The organism is Leptospira sp. GIMC2001, from assembly GCF_028462125.1.
GTDB lineage: Bacteria > Spirochaetota > Leptospiria > Leptospirales > Leptospiraceae.
This window is the reverse complement of record NZ_CP115468.1, coordinates 110971-130474: the sequence shown is the minus strand read 5'-3', so window position 1 is coordinate 130474 and position 19504 is coordinate 110971. Positions and strand designations below refer to the sequence as shown.

The window sequence follows — 19504 nt, the reverse complement described above, 5'->3', positions numbered from 1 at the left end:
ATTACTTAATAAGATATTTCCTTGAGCTTAAGATATCCATCCTGTGAACATTGCATTTTTAAAATTAGAAAGAAACCCCGAGTCCAACCTGACCGTAAAGATGAGTATTATCTTTCTTTAAAAATTCATTGTCAAAGTAGTTTGCATTCATTTCCGTCACTGCATAAAAATTATCTGAAATGAAATATCGAAACCCTAAGCCCAACCCTCCGTGGAAAAATCTTTCTTCTCTCTTTCTTTCCATCCCACCTCGACCTTCATAACTCGCAGAAAAAATTGCACCACCCAAATAGCCCCTAATAAAAGGACGAAAACTTGATCCTTCCATAAAATTATAAGCGATAACAAAATCGATAGGGACCAATCTCGCCTTAAAGTTTGAATTTCCAAAAAAATTCAAACTTCCAACATCTTCGTTTTTCTGACTATTCGCAAGGTTGATTCCGGTAATAGCTAATCCAAGCGCCCAGTTCTGATTCAAATCTCTCTGATACAGAATACTTGCGAGGGGACTCACAATATCATTGTTGTAGTAGATTCCGCCTTTAAGCTCAATGGAATTTGGATTCAAAGAGTTAGGTTCCGCAGATTGGTGAACAGTCTTCGTCGTTTCTTTTACTTCTGACTCCTCTAAATCAATTTCTTCACCCAGTATGAAACCTGGACTAAACATAATTAAAAATAAACAAATAATTGTTAGTTTATTAAAACTCATAATCTTATCCTTTTTTTTTATTTAATACGAAATCGTATTCACATAATAGACATTCGAATTTATAGATAAATAATCAATTGTGAAAAAATTCGAAAATATCCACTAGAATCGAGTTTAAGAATTTTATAAAGATTACAATCAATCTGATTACGTTTGTAACAACAAATAAGATGGAAACAAACGAACAATAGTAGGTTCTTTTAAGATTAATTCTAAACCGAAATCGGAGGTTTTTTCATTTGTCATGATCTTGCCCTTGAATATAAAAGGATTAGAATAGTATTTAGAAAATTTTTAGGTACGAAAAGTTCACATGTCTCATCCAAAGTCATTACACTTTCAACAACTTTTTGATTTATTGCCAGATATTTCTGAGCCTTTAGACTCTGGTAGGGAAAAACTAATACAAGCAGCAGAAATTGAGTTTTCTCAGAAAGGCTACCATGGCGCATCCGTTCTAACGATTGCAAAGATTGCAGGATTTAAGCAGCCCTTATTGAATTACCATTTTGGCAATAAGGAAGGTATTTGGAGAGCCGTGATCGAAATGGCATTTATAAAATCTTTTTATAAATGGCGAGACAGATTGATGGAATTGAAAGATCCAGATCCATTGATTCAATTGAGACAAGTGATCGATATCTTCATTGATGTTCATATTTCCAATCCTCAAGTCCATACAATTCTATTAGGCGAAATAGCTCAGCCCGGACCTCGACTGGATTGGTTCGTAGAAAAGTATATGAAACCCTTTCATAATTACTTGGATGAGTTAATAACTATTTGCACCCAACTTAAGCTGATCAAACCAATTCCAAAAGCATATGGAAGCATTGTATTGACAAGTATACTAACTGCACCAGTTTACACATCTCCGCTAATATCTAGAATCTATGATGAAGCTGAGATAGAAAAAGCCTCACATTCTTTACCCATAGAAATGTGGGCGAAAGAAGTTTTGCTGAATGGAATTCTTACAGAACGAGATTGAATCAAATTTTGAACGATCGACTTCCCCCTTTCCTTTAAAACCTTAAAAATACACATTTTTGATACAAAATTGTAAAAAGTTCAATTTTTCTATTGACTTATATTTATATAAGTATAAATGTAATCAAAAGTTATCCAGATCAGGAACTGAAATTACACGGATACCGAGGATTTTTCATGCAGATAGAGCAAGCAGAGGTACTAATAGTGGGCGGTGGACCAGTAGGTTTAGTTGCTGCCGGATTGTTATCAAAACTAGGAATCAACTGCATCTTAGTTGAAAAGAAACCTCACTTACACCAAGACCCCCAAGCCCATGTCGTCACGTCGCGAACAAGAGAAATTCTAAGAGAGATTGGGATAACAAAAGCTGAAATTGAAAATAAAGAAACAAAGGCGGACTACTCTAAGTACATAGTATGGAGAAATTCACTCATTGGTAGAGACCTGGGTGTGTTTGATGCCTTCAGTGATGACTACAAAGAACTGATGGACGACTCTAGTGCTCTTCGATCCACCAATCTCCCACAACATATTCTTGAACAGATGCTGTATTTTCAGGTATCAAGAGCTGCCAATCTCAGAGTATGGTTCAACACGTCCTGGAAAACTTCACAAGATCGAGGTTCTTATGTACTATCAACAGTACGAAATGAAATCACAGGCGAGATCCGAAAAATTAAAACAAAGTTTTTGTTAGGCGTAGATGGTGCAGGAAGTCGAGTTCGCAAATTCTCCAGAATCAAAATGTCTGGTGAATCAAATATCGCTAACCTTATAACAATGCATTATGAAGGTAATATTCGTGAATTAATGAAAGATAAGCCTTCCATCTTAGTATGGAATATTTCTACTCAAGCACCAGGCACTTTCATTGTTCATGATTCCTCTAAATATGGAATTTTTATGACTCCATATTTTCCTCCGTACGAGAAAGCCGAAGATTATACAGAAGAGCGATGCTTGCGTATACTTCGGAATGCTGTGGGCGACAAGAAGCTTCCATTAAAAATTAAATCCGTTTCTAACTGGACGATGCAATGTAACATTGCAGATAAATACCGCAATGGTAATATATTTCTGCTAGGTGATGCAGCCCATCGATATCCGCCGACCGGTGGCTTGGGTATGAATGCAGGAGTTGCCGATGCGCACAATTTGTGCTGGAAACTCGCTCTGGTTCTCAGAAACAAAGCACCTAAATCGTTGTTAGACTCTTATGAAGTCGAAAGAAAACCAATAGCTATCAATAATGGATTGTGTAGTTTACAAAATCATTTAAAAATGCGGGAAGTTACAACAGCCTTGGGATTAGATGAAGATATGCTTCGGGTTTTGGGTATGGTCAGATCTAAGTGGATCGTCAAGAAGACTCCACAGTTTATTAAGAATATTATAAAGAAAATAATCTTCTATCCTATCGAAAGAAAACTAAATCTTATTTCGAAAGGATCGTTAGCCGGTAAAAAGTATGAACTTATAAAAAACAACGTTCAAAAGGCAATAGATAATCAAGCAGGACATTTTCATAACATTGGATTGGACATTGGATTTGTTTATGAGAGTGAGAATATTGTAACCAATAATCTCGAATACAAAAAGCCTTCTGATCCAGTTCTGGATTATTTATCTTCTTTCCAACCAGGTGCACGAATGCCGCATTTCATTTTTGATAAGGATGAAGATAAGAAGAATAGCCATGATTTAATTGATTCAAGGAGTTTTCATATTTTCTACTGGAATCAAAATAGTAAACTAGAGGATCTCAATTTTTCTGAATATGAAATCCCCATTCCAGTTCATATTTACCGTTGCAATGATCATATGTCGATGGAAGGGATCGAAAGACTATATAATATTGCTGGATCTCGAAAAGATGGTTTAATTGTTGTTAGACCAGATGGTTATATAGGCTTCTTCACTTTGGATCTGGAGTCGGTCACGAAGGAATACCTGGGTTACATCATTCGCAGAATTCTTGATAAAGACATAAAGGTAGCCGAACCAAAACAAATGGAATGGACGGCGGTTTCGTAGCTATGATCCATAAGTTTAGACCTAATCCAGAAAAACGCATTCTAATCGTAGGTGCAGGAATATCCGGAAGTATCCTTGCTCTTCAGCTGGCAAAATTTGGGATCAAATCTGTTATCATTGATAAGAGATCAACAATTGACAGTCATCCACGAGGTAATGTCTTTTCAGCTCGTAGTTTGGAGATCATTCGATCAATAGATTTTGAGCTTGCAGAGGAACTTCGTGAAATTAGCCCACCTCCATTAAAATTACGTTATATAACTTGGTGTACTTCATTAAATGGACTTGAGCTAGGAAAATGTACACCCATTGGAAATGATACTTATTATACGGTGAAACTTTTAGAAGCTAGCCCATGCAGACCAATACAACTTTCTCAGAGAATAGTCGAAAGCAAGCTAAGAAACTTACTCTTAGAGAATGAGCATATAGAATACTTCGAAAATACAAAAATTATTTATCACAAACATTTGGTAGATAGACATTTTGTAACTTTACTTGGTCCAGAGAACCATATAGCTTCATTGGATTTTCGATACCTTGTCGGTGCTGATGGAGCCACAAGTTGTGTTCGAAAATTCTTGGGAATAAAATCTTCGACAGAAAAAATGCAAGCCGTTCTGCAGATTCATTTTAGTGCTGATCTATCTGAATTCGTTAAGACTCGTTCCGGCCCATTGTATTGGATATTGAACGAAAAATTCGCGGGAACATTAACAATCCAATCCAATCATGCAGATGAATGGGTTCTGACTTTGCCTATCATCGAGAAACTTGTTTCCGAAAAGGATTTTACTCACGCGGAACTCAAACAATATATTTTAAGTGCTATTGGAGTTAAGGACTTTTCCATCAATATACATTCTGCTAGATGCTGGTCCATGGAACTGAGGGAGTCAGAATCTGTATTTCAAGATGACGCATTTCTAATTGGTGATGCCGCATTTGGATTTTCTGCAATCGGTGGGTTTGGACTGAATCATGGGATAGAGGACGCAATGAGTCTTGCTTGGCGCTTGATTCTGGCAAGAGAAACCGGAATAAACACTGAACATTTACATCGAATCTTTTTATCTTTCAACCAAGAACGAAAAGAAAGTTTCCAAAAACTAGCAATTGCTACTCGCAAATTGAACAGTATTTCCGAAGAAGTATTTGCATCTGTTGGTTTAGATCCCGGTGGAATGAAGAAGTTGGAAGGTGGCTTTAATAAATTTCCACTCAAATTACTACCCAGAAAATCCAAGGCAGGAATCATTAAAAAGCTTCTTACGATCGGTACCAAACCTTTGAGCTCACTCAGTGAATTTAGTAAAAAAGGCGAAGCGGCTCGTCGTAAAATAGCATTTGCTTTACAGAATCAGAAATCCGTTTTTCTAACACTGGGATTGGATCTTGGTAAGGAGCTCTATTCTGGCTTTATTGATAGAGATGAAGCAATTCGTCCGAATCCCGTAGATGCTTGGGGAGATTATTTGGAATCCTCCATTTCCGGTTCGCTTCTTCCCCATTTATGGTCTGAACGACAAGAGGAATCTCTTTCGACTAGGGACTTGGTTTCGAACTTTACTTTAAGTCTTCTATGTTGGAAATCCCATAAGGACATTTGGACAAAAACTACAAATAGAGTTGAGAAAATTTGGAAAATTCCAGTATCGGTTCCATCAATTGGGCAAGATTCCACAGATGACTTTGAAATAAGTAACTTCGAATTTCATACAAGATTAGGACTAGAGACTGGCGGTTGTTTGGTGGTTCGAAGCGATGGCTTTATCATCAAGAGAATACCTCAATTGCCAACCGATCCTGATTTAACATTAATTGAAGTCTTTGATAATCTATTTCATTCGAAATTAATAAGAAATAACTGAGGATATAATGTTAACAAAAGAAAAAACCTTTCCAATTCCATGCCCTGACACCGACGCAAGAAAACCAAGCTATTTAGCTCATATCGTACTTACAACTCGCCATTATGAAAAAAAAATCGATTGGTGGATGCGAGTCCTAGGAGCTGAGATAACTTTTCGAGACGAAATGTTATGCTTTATAACATTCGATCAAGAGCACCATAGGATTGCAATTATCAATACAAACAATTTTGCTCCAAAACGCCGTGAATCAACAGGTCTAGACCATGTAGCATTTACTTTTAGCAATTTGGAAGATCTTTTGCACACTTTTCATAGATTGAAAAGATCTGAGATTCATCCAACTTGGAGTATTAATCATGGACCAACAACTAGCATCTATTATACGGATATTGATGGGGTTCAAGTTGAACTGCAGGTTGAAAATTTCGAATCTAGAGATGAGATGGATAAGTGGATGCTTTCAGGATCATTTAAACATAATTCCATTGGAAATGAATTCGATCCTAATTTGCTTTATAAAAAATTCCATGAAGGGGAATCAATTGATAATCTGTTAAATCCAGATTCTACGGTTCTTAATTTTAATAAGAATATTTCTGGGGCAAATAAATGAAATTCTGTCATTTTCTTCCATCCAATCAAGACATTTATCATTTGGGTGTCGCTGTATCAATAGACACTTTACTTGATTTAACTTCGGTTTTTGCGAATGACAATAATTTTAAAAGCCTTGAGAACTTTATTAACGCAACCTTGCCTTTGTCAATCGTTCAAGAAAAAATCAATTTAGCCGTGGAAGGAAAATTGGATGAATTTTTGTATGATATCAAAGAAAGTAAATTAGGAATCTCCATTCATCCAGCACAAATACGATGTTTTAGCGTATACGAAAAACATCTCAAGAATGCATTTGGGCAATTTGTAAAGAATAACTTCAATCCATTCGCCCAAATTTTAATCAAAATTTTTGGAATTGCGAAAATACCGAAAGGTTTTTATAAACTACCAATTTATTATAAAGGAACAAGATTGAATCTATCTGGCCAAGAAGACTCAATCAATCCACCTCAAGGAGGATCAAAACTTGACTATGAAGTTGAATTAGGAGTAATCATTGGTAAAGCAGGTAAGAATATTCCAAAAGAAAAAGCTCTTGAATTCATATTTGGTTATGTACTTTTCAACGATTTTTCAGAGAGAGACCTTCTCATACAAGAATTGAGAACGAAGCCCAGTGCGGGTCCAGCAAAGGGGAAGGATTTTGACGGTAGCAATGCCATCGGTCCATGGGTTGTAACTGCGGATGAAATTAAAAATCCTAATAACCTAACAGCAAATATAAAAGTCAATGGAGAGACTAGAGGTTCGGGTTCTACTTCCGAAATGACTCATTCTATTGCCAGCATTATTGCCTATGCTTCTTGGAATGAAACAATCTACCCAGGAGAATTATTAGCTACCGGATGCGTGCCACAATGCTCTGGGGTAGAAGTATGGAATTTCTTAAAATCTGGTGATATTGTAGAAGCAGAGATTGAGAAATTGGGTCTACTTAGAAATTACATAGCATAGCATCAACTAATCGAAGTTTATTGAGTATTTAAAATTTAACCCTAGGACAGTAACTATGAAGCACTTATTCAAAAGTATTTTTTTCACATTGATTATCATAAATTGGGCAAGTGCTTTGAATGCAGACAATGGTTTTTTTCAAATAGGATATGGTTCCGAAGCCAGATCATTGGGGGGCGCTGGAGCTGCAACCACGCGAGATGCTATAGGGGGAGCTATCAATCCAGCTAGTACTGCATGGGTGGGTGATCACCTTGATCTTGGTCTTTTGGTCTCGACTGGGGTTACGGATCTCGAGAGAAAAGCAGGATTGAATGGACTATTAGATGCAAATTTACGTAGTGAAAGAGCAACGGATGCTTTAGCCGAATTTGGCTTCAGTAAGAAAATTTCTGAAGATTCAACCCTTGGAATTATTGGTTATAGCAATGGCACAAGTACAGTTTACCCTGGGACTTCGAATATTTGTCCTGTTCCTCCGCCAGCTGCACCCGGTGAATTAAAGCTTGGAAATGTGGATTGTGGTGATGGTCAATTAGCAAGTAACTATAAACAATTCACGCTCGCACCTACTTATTCAATAAAATTTCTCGAAACCTTTTCATTGGGAATATCAGTTTTAGCTATTGGAACCAGCTTCGAGACGACAGGAGAACAGGGATTAGCATCTGTATCGAGTGATAAAAGAAATCTCTCTAATAGGGGCTTTGATTATAGCTTCGGTGTTGGTACCCGAATCGGTGGATTGTGGAAAGTAAGTAAATATCTAAGTTTAGGTGCGGCTTGGTCGCCCAAAACTCGTATGACAAATTTTGATCGTTATCGAGGTTTGATTTCGGATCGTGGCAGACTCGATACGCCAGAAAACTATTCGATTGGCTTTGAAATATCACCATTCGAATTTATTTCTTTTGTTGGAGATTTTCAGAAATTAAAATACGGAGAAGTAAATGCACTTGCGAATCCAGGATACAGTCCCATAACTCAGATACAATTTGGAAATCCAGGAGGCCCGGGTAGAGGATGGCAGAACATGGATGTCTTCAAAGTGGGAATTCGTTTAGTTCCAATTGAGAATTTGAGAGTATCCTTTGGTGCGTCTTGGAACACGGCTGCATTTGAACCGTCTAACACATCCATCAATCTCGCAAGTCCCGCAACGGGAAGAAGACACTTCACAGGAGGAATCGGATATTCCTTCAGTGAGGGCTCTGAATTCTCAATATATTTTTCTGAGCAAGTAAAAGAAAAAATCGAAGGCCTATCGGGACTTGCAACAAACATCGCAACACAAATCAATGGGACACCGACCTTAACAGGTTATGAATCCATAGCTACTCAACAACAATCATTAGGTTTCCAGTATTCAACTAAGATTACCTATGCAGATAGTACGAATGCTTCTGAAAGCTCATCAGATTGATGCAATAAATTTTAGAAAATAATTAATAAAATTAAGGAAGGACATAAAAGAAATGGGAATTACAAATAAGAAGATCTGTTTAAAATCAAGGGCAGTAGGACTCGCTAATGAATCAAATTTTTATTTAAAAACCGAAGAGTTACCTGAGATCGACAAGGGACAATTTTTAACCAAAAATCTTTGGCTATCGATTGATCCATTTTTAGTCGGACGCATTCGTGATGAAAAAAATTATACAGAAACTGTACCAATTGATGGAATGATTCCAGGTTATACGATATCGGAAGTTCTGGAATCTAAAAACTCAGAATACCCTATTGGCACACTGCTCTTTGGATACTATGGTTGGCAACAATATGCAATAGGATCGGGATCCAAAAATGAACAAATGCAAAAGGTTCCAAAAGATTTGGCTCCACTTTCTGCTTGGTTAGGTGTACTCGGAGTATCTGGATTTACTGCTTATTTTGGCTTATATGATCTCGGCAAACCTATGATAGGTGAAACAGTAATAATTAGTACTGCTGCTGGATCGGTTGGATCCATAGTGGGTCAACTAGCAAAATTATCTGGATGCCGCGCAGTTGGTATCACCAGTTCGGAAGAGAAATGCAATATATTACTAAATGAGTATGGATTTGATGCAGCCGTAAACTATAAAGACAAAGACAATCTGTCATCCGCACTCAAGGCAGCCTGTCCAAATGGAGCCGATGTTTATTTTGATAATGTCGGTGGCGATTTGAGTGATGAAGTTTTGAAAATTCTGAACGATCACTCAAGAATCATTGTGTGTGGACGAACAAGTATTGCGCATCTTAGCGATACAAGTTTAGATGTAGGTCCTCGTGATCATAATGCTTTGTTAGTAAAAAGAATCAAAAAAATGGGCTACTTAGCATTGGATTACGCTCCACAGTTCATGAAATGCACTATGATTTTCGCCAAGCTACTTAAATCAGGAAAGATCAAATACCGTGAAGATATTTTAGAAGGTATTGAAAATGCTCCAGAAGCATTTATCAGAATGATGAATGGTAAAAATCTTGGTAAGCAATTGGTTAAGATTTTTTAATTGAACGAAAATTTATCAAGAGGAATTGGAATGAGTTTTAAAGATCAAACAATATGGATTACAGGTGCTTCTTCTGGAATTGGAAAAGCTCTTGCGATCCGATTTTTAAGAGAGGGTGCCTATGTCATTCTTTCTGGCCGCAAAGTCAATCAACTAACAGACGTTTCAGAAATTTCGAAAGAACATTCATTGGTGTTACCGTTTGATACTACCGATTTCGATAGTCTTCCGGATAAAGTCGAAACAGCCTGGAACTGGCGCAGCGGTGTTGATATGCTTATAAATAATGCTGGAGTGAGTCAGAGAAGCTTTGCTTTAGATACAAAATTTGAAGTCTATCGTCAATTGATCGAAATTGATTACCTGGCTCCAGTCGCATTAACGCAATTGATACTGCCAAAAATGACTGCTAGAAAAAAAGGACATCTAGCGGTCGTAAGCTCCGTTGCAGGAAAAGTTGGTCCACCTCTGAGAAGCGGCTACTCTGGAGCAAAGCATGCGATCATCGGTTACTTTGATTGCATTCGTGCTGAACTAGAAGAATTCTTTAATATTCATGTAAGCACAATATTACCTGGTTCCGTAAGAACCAATATTGCTATCAACTCGTTTGCTGGAGATGGTTCTTCGCGCGGTAAAAGCGATACGAATATTGAAAATGGTATGGAACTAGATCATGCCATTGATCTTATTATGGATGGGCTAAGAAACAAACGCCGTGAAATCAATGTTTCTGATGGAGTGGAGCTCGCAGCTCAAAATTTGAGAGCGAGTGATCCGGAGAAACTTTTCAAAGTTACTGCAACCGAAGGATTTCGTCTTTCTCAATTGAGAGAATCGGAAGGTCCCAAAGTTTCTATGGATCCAGGAGATGTGCGTAATTTTAAGGTTTAAATATCTAAGAATTATAAATTACGAATATGACATCTATCAAAATTTGAAAACTAAAAAATATTGCAGCTTTGGAGCATTTAAATAAGAAGTTTCTTTCTTATCGAGATCGATCAAAAGCTGCAGCCTTTCTAAGCATTACCTTTCTCATTACATAACCAACTAGAATTATAATGGAACCAACGATCACGGGCCACCATGGCGCCGTCGTTCTCTGGAAGAAATCATCGATCACGGCTGTTTGGTTCGGATTTGCAGGATCGTAGAGAACTTCTACTTTTTGCCCCACCGTATATTTTTCGAAATCTTGGTTCCAGAACAATTTGTCCATGAATCGAACCGTCTTACCGTCTTGAGTCTGGAAAACAACCCAAGCCTGCCGATAAGGTTCCGTTACCTCTAGATCATATACTTCTCCGGTTGCTTTGAGCCCTTTCTCATCTAGATCCAATTCAATCGATAAGTTCGCAAACCCATAGATGAATAACACAATTCCGATAAAATACAAAACAAACCCAGCATAGGAGGCATTTCGATAGGCGTTCATGCCTGAATTGGATGCATGATTCTCAAAATTTCCAACAGAAAAACACAAACCCATAATCTAACTGGCAAGAAATTTGCAATATTGTCCTCAAAAATTGCGATTCTTCACTTTTTGCAAAAAATTTGCTATTTCTATCCCAATTTTTCCAAATCATCATCCGTTTTTGTTTCGTCATTTGTCGGAATTTCTTGCAAGAAAAGAGGTGCAAAACATGAAACAAACAAAATCAACAATCGTAACTTTACATCTGATCCTGATGATCGGTTTCGGAATTCTTCATTGTACTGGAACCAAAAATCCATTGAATAAATTGAGTGGAACCTATACGGATGTTGAACCTTATCCATATGGAAAAGCTTTTGGCAAAAGAACTTTTACTTTCGAAAAGGATAAATGGACTTTGGATTTTACATTGAGTCTTGATCCTATGGGTAATCTGAAAGTTTTTTCATTTAGAACTTTCGGAAATTATAAAATGCTCGGTGAATCCAAAATAATTCCTACGGCGATGGATGCAATTTTTTATGAAGACAAGAAATTTCTAACCGTGCATACCGATAACAAAGATTTGCTAAATGCTTTCAGATTTTCTGATTGTAATTTAGTTCTAGGTCAAGAGAAAGATATATCAGAAACAGGATGCTCTGGCTGGAAATCCGTTTCTATATGTAACGAAGATCATGATATTGTCATGATGAATGAAAAGGGTGATATCCATTTTGGAGAGAGACCTTTGGACAACGATATGTGTAGTTCAGAGAAGAGACCGATAAGATTGACTCCACCCGTTTCTAAAGTTGACAAATAATTTTTAATATGGAATTCGAGGAGAGTATGGAAACAAATCGTAGAGAAGAAACACTTCTGAAAGCAACTCAAGGTGATATAAATGCATTCCAGGAACTATTCTCAGAATTCCAAGGTCAGCTGAAATCTTTTTTATATCGCCTTACAACAGATAGGAATGATGCGGAAGATTACACTCATGAGACATTTATTAAAGCATTTGAAAAGCTCTCTACCTTTCGGGGAGAGTCATCTTTAAAAACTTGGGTTTTCCAAATCGCTACGAATTTAGTTTATAACGAACTTAAAAGAAGAAAACAATGGACAGCAGATGTAAGTGAAAAAGCGAAGAATATTGTTCTAAGCAACAAAGCTGTCTATGATTCTATCGTCAAGGTTCACAATTCTTCTATCTCAGCATCTTATGAAATAAAAGAACATATTGATACATGTTTTACATGCATATCTAAGAATCTTATTATTGAAAAACAAATTGTGATCCTTCTCAAGGATGTTTATGATTTTGCTATACATGATATATGTTCTGTTTTGAATAAATCTGAAGGATCAATAAAATATTTACTTCAAGATTCTAGAAAAACGATGACAGATATATTTGATAATCGATGCTCGCTTGTTAATAAAAATGGAGTATGTCATCAATGTTCAGAACTAAATGGTTGGTTCAATCCAAAACAAGATCAGCAAGAGTCAATCGTCAAACTAGAACTAGTTGACAAATCCAGTCGCTTGAAAAAGGAACAATTGTATAAACTACGGACTAAACTAATAAAAGCAATTGATCCATTGAGAACTAAGGGGAATGAATTGCAAGCCATCCTGTTGAAGTGCAATAGAATGGCTATGGGTGAAGTTAAAATTCTGTTCCTTCTACTTCCGATTCTTGAAATTCTTTACGTCCTTCAGGTGTAAGAACTATATAGGTATCACCCTCTTGAAAAATCACTCCTTTCACTTTAGTTCCACTTGTTAGTATCAAAGTTTCTGAAGCCTTACCTGTAATTTCTTCAATCTTTTGAATCATTATTTCTTTTCGTTCTTCATTTATCTTCTTCAACTCAGCATTTGTCGAAATTGAATCTTGTAACTTGATTTGCTCTAATGCAATTAGATTTTCAAATTCTTTAATCTGTTTTTGTAAATCTTTTGCTTCCATTTTTTGCACAACTGGTGCCGGAATGATGGCTTCCTTATTAACATTTACAGTCTTCCTAAAATTATCATCAATCTTTAGCGCAATTGCTGTTCCACTTTCATCAGTTGAACTGGATTTTGCAATTTTGATTGCTTCTTTAATTCGAGAATCGTTCAGTATTTTATCAGATTCCTTCTTAGTTATTAAGACTTTTTCTCCCGGTTCAATAATGGTTTCATTTTCTTCCAATTTATAAACCGAATTCTGAAGAAATTGCGATTTCTCAATTATATCCGTTGGTAAATCATCTAGTTCCGCAATCCGATGAATTGCAGAAACCTTTCCGCTCACAACACTAACTTTAGAATCTCCGTTCTTAGCAACGTCTAAAGAAAATTCTGTGCCGCGAACACCAGCGACAAAGGTCGGTGCTACAACTTGAATACTTTCTCCTTTCTTGAGAGGCTTGTTTACTTTGAACAATGCATTTCCCAAAGTTACACTTGATTTAACTTCACCTGGTCCAGTTTTATCTTCCAGGATAAATTCTGAATTTTGTTTTAATTGAATTACAATTTCAGATTCGTGCTCTCTAACTTGTAGTTCGCAAGAAGATTTCTTGCCTGTTGTAACCTTTATTCCAGGTTGCAAGATGTCACCTTGTTTAAGCTTCACACCCTCGATACTTACATCTCCGACCGTAAAAATTACAACTGCTGTGTTAGTTGAGATTTTTGGTGAGTCAGCTATATCAGGCTTGGGATCTTCTTTGCAAGAAAATATTGCCATGCATACGAGTGTAAAAACCATAAGCATTAAAGCTTTGGTATAATTTCCGGAAATTTTTCCATTCATCAATTCTATCCTCTAATTAAAATATTTTGAAAATTCAATAATTTATATTTGTTATTATTGAAGCTCCACCCAGTTGCTGAAATCACTTGTATATACTAATTTGGTCGTAAAGAAATTTCTTTCATTCTGACCTTCTACATTTGCATAAATTATTGAACCAAGCCCTATAAATTTTATAGTGTTTGGTCTAGAAATATTTAGAATCGGACTGTTTGAATCTAGCGTTTGAATAAGATTATAGTTCAAACCATTGTCAGTTGTTCTATGAATCGAATAGGTTCTAGCAAATGCAGAGCCGGTTCCAGAATCCTGACTAAAAACTAAATGCAAATTCGCATTCAATTCAAAGAAATCATTGACAGTTCCACTTGGTGTTGTCGAAAAATTTCCCGTGCTCAGTGTGATAGGATTCGTCCATGAAGCGGCAGCAGTATCAGTAAATTGAGGAGTGTTACTTGGAAAATAGGTTCGACTTCCAATTTCCGTACCAAATCTAAAAGTATTTGTTGCCGTTGTATTTATAAAAGCAGTTCCATTCCATCGACGACGAGCTCCAATAGCCATGGTTCCACCAAAATTTCTAACAAATTCTTGACCTCCCGATATAACAGTCTCACAAGTCCAGCTAGATCCGTTATTGTTTGTTCCACAATAGCGACTATTATTTCCATCTGGAAATCGAAATACAAAATTTGTTCCATCCGTTGCGGAATCGAGCGGATTGAATATCGTAAGTCTCGAAAGATCTGTAAGTCCGATCGATCCATTATCAATCGAAGTAAAAACCATCCCAGATAAATTGGTAGCCGATCCTATACCTATATACAGTGAAGCCTCACTAGTAACTTCACCGGATCCAGATTGCCTGTTCGCTACGATCTTTGCAGCTATTGCCTTTGCTTGATCGCCTGAGACAGACAATGTTAGAATAATGCAATATACGGAATTTGTAGAAGAGCTAGAGGAAGTACAATTGGGAATATCAAAACTAGCTCGATTCACTGATTCTGGCGAAGTGATAGCTACGATAGATGCCTTAGTTCCTGCATCTCCATATCCATATACAACATTCCCAGATTTTATAAAATTGTAGCGGCTATTGTTGTTGCTCGAACCAGCACTAGGCTGAATGTTACTGAATAGATAATTTAGTATCAACCCATTTCCCCGGATAGGATCACCACCTGATGGCTCTTCTAGTTCCACATTTCTACAAGAAACCAGTAAAATAGTTAAATATAATATTTTTATTGTTAGAATCATATATTTTAGAAAATTGTTTAGCTGAATCTTTTTCATTGTTATACTCCTAGTAATGATATACCACTGTCATTTCCAGTAGCGATTCCCATCTAACTTGATTGCCACCCGATATAACTGGCTGGTATTGAAAGCTTGGAAAAAAACTAACCTTTCCAGATTTATTTTCCAAATTTTGACCGCTAAAGAAATAGGCATCAACCAAATTGATCAACCAATAAGCTCCATAGAAAGTCCAAGCATTGTTCCGATCTGCAACAGCAGATTCCAACTTTTGATAACTTGGTTCACTCAATAAGTAAGATAACAAAAAATACGAGCTAAGTCTTTCAGGTTGGGTAGAATTTATTCCTCGATTCGGTAAAAACACAGGACCAATGATTCCGCCTAATGCGCCAGGGGAGTCCCTATATTCTCTTTTCGCTGCACTTACTGCAGCTTCCGCTCTCCCAACATTTCCGATCAAAGCAATTCCACCAACCATCCAGGAATATCCTTTCCATTTATCCCCACCATAAACTTGTCCCCAACCTGGCAGAAATGCTGAACGAAGTGTCCGCGACATTGGTGTTGTTGGTCGAATAAAATCCTCCGACTTTTCCCCACCATAAGTTCCTTCGTTCCATGAATCTGCTGCAAAAAATGACATCACGCCATCGACAAATAGAATCATACCGAGTATACCAATTGATGTACTTTTCATTGTTGAATATCTCTGCGATGTAGTTGCAGGCTGACCTGGTTTAACATAATCAAAACCAGATAGGGCTCCCGAATAACCAGTACTAGCTGATTCAGTGTAAAAACCAAACACACTAATATAACTATTGGAACCGCCAGGCGCCGCCGGTATCAATGAGCCTGCCAATATTAAACCACCCGTAGTTGGATCACCAAATCCTAGGGTAGTTTGTTTCGCTTGCCAGACATCATAAGTATAGAATAGAGCAAAAGTTTCCAATACTGAAAAACTAATAGCTGTCCATGTATCATTGGTCCGATACATTCCACTATATCCTGGAATCAAACCAAGGGCAAAATTGGACCATGGGTTGATCTCATCATCGGGATCTCTTGGAATAAATTCATCACCTTTGATCGATGCCTCAGCTACACGACTTTCCTCTTCTTGCTGTTCTAGGATCTTTTCTTCTTCCGTTTTTTGAATCTTGGGTGGCTTCCAAACGACAGATCTAACTTTTAAGCTCTTAACTTCTTTTTTAGAAAATTTAATAACTTTACCATCTTCAGAACGAACTTCAATCGCATCCGTTGTAATCTTTGTTTTTACATTCGTTAACGTCTTGCCTGATTTAAGGAAAATATCATCAGCTAGTATTGGATTATAAAAATAAAAAAATACTAAGATTAAATATGTAAATTTTTTATTTCGCAGCTTGATTTCGATCATAATAGCTTAAGGATTATGGCTAATTATTTTAATCAATATTTTTTATGATAAATGTTGCGAATACTATCTATTATGATAGGTAGGTTAATAAAATGATATTTAATATCTTAATATTTCAATAATGCATTAATGTATTATAATTTAAGAACTTTAACTAGAATAGCAGCAATCATAGAGTGTCAAAACCAACCGGTATCCCGAACAATCTTCGTTAATTCCATTTTATTCTTGGCTTCAAATTTTTGGCAGATGTTCTTAACATGGAATCTCACCGTGCTATGCGAAATTTTTAATAAATCTGCTATATCATTATCCTTTTTGCAAGCGATTATCAATTGAAGAATTTGTCGTTCCCTATCAGTAAGAATATCATCCTGGGAAATCTTTTCTTTCTGATGGATCTGATTTGCGATTCTTAGAGCAATTGTTGGCGAAAATACTGCTCCACCCTTAAGTATAATATCATAGACTTCCTTAATACTTTTTACATCCATTTTGTAAATATAGCCCAGTGCACCTTGCTTAATACATTGGAAAATTGTTTCCTCAGAATCAGAATTAGTAATCATAATAACTTTAGCATCCTGACTTCTCTTTCTTATGATACGAAGCAAATCAATGCCAGATAGGTGCGGTAAATGTATATCCAAAAAGATAAGATCAGGTAGTATATCTCGGTTTAGGCTAAGAAATTCTTCGCCACTTTTATATTCTTCGATTTTTTCGAAAATGGGATCTTGTACTAAAACTTTTTTAATAAATTCTCTATATTGAGAATTATCATCAATAATTGCGGCTGTATACTTCTGTTTGCTCATAATTGAAATTACTGTATTTTATAATCTTAGAATGCTTTAATGATTGATAGAAATTTATTTTTTGTGATAGGCAATAATTTTTTTCGCTTGATTGTCAAATACTATCAGAATAAACAGGTAGTTAAATTTCAGATATTTATTCTAATTTTATACTATTTATGATATTCATAAAAATAAATTATAGCATGGTTCATTATATTGAATTATCTTAGATCCATTTTCACTAGAAAAAGATTAAAACTGGGAATATATTTCAGAATATTGAGAGAATCTCGAACCAGTTATGCCGTTTTTGGAATTGGAGGTCTGGTAATTTATGGAATTTTCGCACTCCTAGATATATATTTGGAGGAGCATATTCAATATATAACTTTCAGAATTAGAATATCCGTAATGGTTCTTTGTAGTGTTGTTATACCGATAACTCGAGATAGATTAACTTCTAAAAAGATTGGGATTTTGAATTTTATAACTTTTGCAATTCTAATCTTGGAGTCTGAGATTCAAATAAATGGAAGTGTCCCTTTTTGGGAGATAAGTACATGGTTTGCTACGGTAATTTTCTTGATATTCTGTGCCTTCTTTTTTCTAGGAAGACCTCGGGACTATTTGATTTTTCTAATCTCGTATCTGACTTACTACTATGCAAGAACACTGTTCTTCATTGGGGAACTATTCGAACATGATCAGAATATAGAAATAATTTCTTGTTACTTATACATTTTCTCTACTGCTTTGCTTTCCTTCTTGCTCAATATCTATTGGTTCCGTGTTAGATATACCAATTTAAAGAATAATCATCTAACCAAAGTAAATCAGGTTCGCGTTGTTGCGATGGAAAGAAATGTTGCAGCCCTTCAAGAACGCGAAAATATTTTTATGGATATCCATGACCATTTAGGTGGAAAAATCCTTGAATGTTATTTATCTCTCGGAGAATTGATAGAGATTCAGAAATTTGATGATAAACAAATTATTTCCATTCAAGATAAATTACTTCAAGTGAGATACTCAATACGTAACAGAATGCGTACCATAGAAGAAATTGATTTGATATCGGATAATTTATTTCTTGGTCTGCAATTTCTAATTAATTCTCGCTACCAAAATGCTAATAAAAAATTAAATTTAATTTTTAGCGATAAATTTACTGAAGATCTGAAATCATTTAAACCCAGCCCCCTTTATGTTCGAAACATCTATTTCTTTATTTCAGAACTAATCAATAACGATTTGCAGTATGGAATTAGAGAGGCGAAATGGAGATTCGATTCTGTGGATTGGAATTTGCATATTAGTCTATCTAATTTTATTCAGAAGCAAGAATTTGAAGGAATGGGCACACAAAATATTCTTCAAAGGATAAATATTTTGAATGGCACGTACGATCATTCCATAAATATCGACGGGCAGTTCAATGCAACAATTGTGATCCCTTTTTCTTTACAGGAGAATTCTGATTCGCCGAAGATTGAGTCAACCATCAATTGCTAAGATTTTTAACTTGTCCGCAGTCCTCTTTATACTTTTTTGGAATAGAGGATTAGAAATGACAAAAGCAATTTTCAAAACAAATCATGGAACTTTTACAGCCGAGCTAGATATGGAGAAGGCACCAATTACAGCGGGCAATTTCAAAAAACTTGCAAGCGAGGGATTTTATAACGGACTAACATTTCACCGAATCATTCCGAAGTTCATGATTCAAGGTGGATGTCCACAAGGAACAGGAACTGGTGGACCGGGATATAAGATTCAAGACGAATTTCATCCTGATCTAAAAAATCTTACCTACACATTGTCTATGGCTAATGCTGGACCAAATACTGGTGGATCCCAGTTTTTTATAAATGTAAATGATAATAATTTTCTTAACAATCGTCATGCGGTTTTTGGCAAAGTTACAGAAGGAACAGATTTAGTATTAAAAATCTCTAATGTGAAAACAGGATTCCAAGATGCACCCGTTGAGAAGGTCGTAATGGAATCAATAGAGATAGTAGAAAGTTAATATTCTATTTTATTAAGATTTTTTCAAAAGAGCTACTCACAATGCTATCTTTACTAAGGATTGGAGTAGCAAGACAAATTTTT

Annotated in this window: 18 protein-coding genes; 12 read left to right on the top strand and 6 right to left on the bottom strand. The window is 36.1% G+C overall.

The window, feature by feature from the left end:
• Positions 1-64: 64 nt before the first annotated feature.
• Entirely contained in the window at positions 65-715 is a 651-nt protein-coding gene (locus O4O04_RS02140; protein WP_272533839.1) for a hypothetical protein, read from the bottom strand.
• 313 nt (positions 716-1028) lie between these two features.
• Between O4O04_RS02140 and O4O04_RS02135 the strand changes: the two genes are divergently transcribed.
• From O4O04_RS02135 to O4O04_RS02100, 8 genes are all read left to right on the top strand, one after another.
• On the top strand, positions 1029-1706 hold the full coding sequence (locus tag O4O04_RS02135; RefSeq protein WP_272533838.1) for a TetR/AcrR family transcriptional regulator: 678 nt from the start codon (positions 1029-1031) through the stop codon (positions 1704-1706).
• Positions 1707-1882: 176 nt separating this feature from the next.
• Positions 1883-3742 (top strand): FAD-dependent monooxygenase, encoded by a 1860-nt coding sequence (locus O4O04_RS02130; RefSeq protein WP_272533837.1) that lies wholly within the window; start codon positions 1883-1885, stop codon positions 3740-3742.
• A gap of 2 nt (positions 3743-3744) precedes the next feature.
• Entirely contained in the window at positions 3745-5613 is a 1869-nt protein-coding gene (locus tag O4O04_RS02125; RefSeq protein WP_272533836.1) for an FAD-dependent monooxygenase, read from the top strand.
• Positions 5614-5620: 7 nt separating this feature from the next.
• Positions 5621-6229, top strand: a complete 609-nt coding sequence (locus O4O04_RS02120) for a VOC family protein (protein ID WP_272533835.1) — start codon at positions 5621-5623, stop codon at positions 6227-6229.
• Entirely contained in the window at positions 6226-7188 is a 963-nt protein-coding gene (locus O4O04_RS02115) for a fumarylacetoacetate hydrolase family protein (RefSeq protein WP_272533834.1), read from the top strand. Before O4O04_RS02120 ends, O4O04_RS02115 begins: the two co-directional genes overlap by 4 nt.
• A 55-nt stretch (positions 7189-7243) precedes the next feature.
• The gene (locus tag O4O04_RS02110) at positions 7244-8611 is read left to right on the top strand and encodes an OmpP1/FadL family transporter (protein WP_272533833.1); all 1368 of its coding nucleotides are present in this window, start codon (positions 7244-7246) and stop codon (positions 8609-8611) included.
• A gap of 52 nt (positions 8612-8663) precedes the next feature.
• The gene (locus tag O4O04_RS02105) at positions 8664-9686 is read left to right on the top strand and encodes an NADP-dependent oxidoreductase (protein ID WP_272533831.1); all 1023 of its coding nucleotides are present in this window, start codon (positions 8664-8666) and stop codon (positions 9684-9686) included.
• 30 nt (positions 9687-9716) lie between these two features.
• Positions 9717-10580 (top strand): SDR family NAD(P)-dependent oxidoreductase, encoded by an 864-nt coding sequence (locus O4O04_RS02100; RefSeq protein WP_272533829.1) that lies wholly within the window; start codon positions 9717-9719, stop codon positions 10578-10580.
• A gap of 97 nt (positions 10581-10677) precedes the next feature.
• On the opposite strand, the gene O4O04_RS02095 is transcribed toward O4O04_RS02100, so the two are convergent.
• Positions 10678-11178 (bottom strand): DUF3592 domain-containing protein, encoded by a 501-nt coding sequence (locus O4O04_RS02095; protein WP_272533828.1) that lies wholly within the window; start codon positions 11176-11178, stop codon positions 10678-10680.
• Positions 11179-11335: 157 nt separating this feature from the next.
• Here O4O04_RS02095 and O4O04_RS02090 point away from each other — a divergent pair, with 157 nt between their 5' ends.
• A complete protein-coding gene (locus O4O04_RS02090; protein ID WP_272533827.1) occupies positions 11336-11932 on the top strand; it encodes a hypothetical protein in 597 nt (198 codons plus the stop codon).
• Positions 11933-11958: 26 nt separating this feature from the next.
• Positions 11959-12843, top strand: a complete 885-nt coding sequence (locus O4O04_RS02085) for an RNA polymerase sigma factor (protein WP_272533826.1) — start codon at positions 11959-11961, stop codon at positions 12841-12843.
• Here O4O04_RS02085 and O4O04_RS02080 read toward each other — a convergent pair.
• From O4O04_RS02080 to O4O04_RS02065, 4 genes are all read right to left on the bottom strand, one after another.
• Positions 12785-13921 carry a FecR family protein gene (locus O4O04_RS02080; RefSeq protein WP_272533825.1) on the bottom strand — a complete coding sequence of 379 codons (1137 nt, stop codon included), beginning with the start codon at positions 13919-13921 and terminating at the stop codon, positions 12785-12787. The two genes, O4O04_RS02085 and O4O04_RS02080, sit on opposite strands and share 59 nt — an antisense overlap.
• Before the next feature lie 54 nt (positions 13922-13975).
• Positions 13976-15220: a hypothetical protein gene (locus tag O4O04_RS02075; RefSeq protein ID WP_272533823.1), complete on the bottom strand. Its 1245-nt coding sequence runs from the start codon at positions 15218-15220 to the stop codon at positions 13976-13978.
• Between the two features lie 10 nt (positions 15221-15230).
• On the bottom strand, positions 15231-16592 hold the full coding sequence (locus tag O4O04_RS02070) for a DUF5683 domain-containing protein (RefSeq protein ID WP_272533822.1): 1362 nt from the start codon (positions 16590-16592) through the stop codon (positions 15231-15233).
• A gap of 179 nt (positions 16593-16771) precedes the next feature.
• The gene (locus O4O04_RS02065) at positions 16772-17410 is read right to left on the bottom strand and encodes a response regulator (protein ID WP_272533821.1); all 639 of its coding nucleotides are present in this window, start codon (positions 17408-17410) and stop codon (positions 16772-16774) included.
• 393 nt (positions 17411-17803) lie between these two features.
• On the opposite strand from O4O04_RS02065, the gene O4O04_RS02060 reads away from it, so the two are divergent.
• Both O4O04_RS02060 and O4O04_RS02055 read left to right on the top strand, forming a co-directional pair.
• Positions 17804-18904, top strand: a complete 1101-nt coding sequence (locus O4O04_RS02060; RefSeq protein WP_272533819.1) for a sensor histidine kinase — start codon at positions 17804-17806, stop codon at positions 18902-18904.
• 55 nt (positions 18905-18959) lie between these two features.
• Positions 18960-19421, top strand: a complete 462-nt coding sequence (locus tag O4O04_RS02055) for a peptidylprolyl isomerase (RefSeq protein ID WP_272533818.1) — start codon at positions 18960-18962, stop codon at positions 19419-19421.
• Positions 19422-19504: the final 83 nt, after the last annotated feature.